The sequence below is a fragment of the Pantoea sp. GbtcB22 genome (genome assembly GCF_019091025.1).
GTDB classification, from domain to species: Bacteria; Pseudomonadota; Gammaproteobacteria; order Enterobacterales; family Enterobacteriaceae; genus Pantoea; species Pantoea leporis.
The window spans coordinates 1-286 of record NZ_JAGXKB010000103.1 but is presented as its reverse complement, the minus strand read 5'-3'; the positions used below and the strand labels follow the sequence as shown (position 1 = coordinate 286).

The 286-nt window shown below is 40.9% G+C and carries 1 protein-coding gene; it reads left to right on the top strand.

Annotated features, from left to right (window positions below; translation table 11 throughout):
• On the top strand, positions 1-286 hold a 286-nt coding region (locus KVT28_RS24925), incomplete at both ends, for a transporter substrate-binding domain-containing protein (protein ID WP_217550820.1).

Sequence of the window (286 nt, the reverse complement as noted above, 5' to 3'; positions counted from 1 at the left end):
AGTTAGGATTAAAAATAAATGTTTATCGTTACTCAAATCGAGATGAGGCTTTCAATGCGTTGACGGCCGGTGAAGTTGACACAGTTATGGATGACCCCGGTACACCTCCAAGAGATGAACAGTTGTTCACAGTAAGTGACGAGTATATAGAAAACAATACAGCGCTGGTGATAAAGGATATTCCCAGCAATAGTAGAGTGTCGACAGACAAGGCCTTTACTCTTGGAGTTGTGCAAGATTATTTGACCGATAAACAGATAGAAAACTACTACCCGAGTGCGAAAAT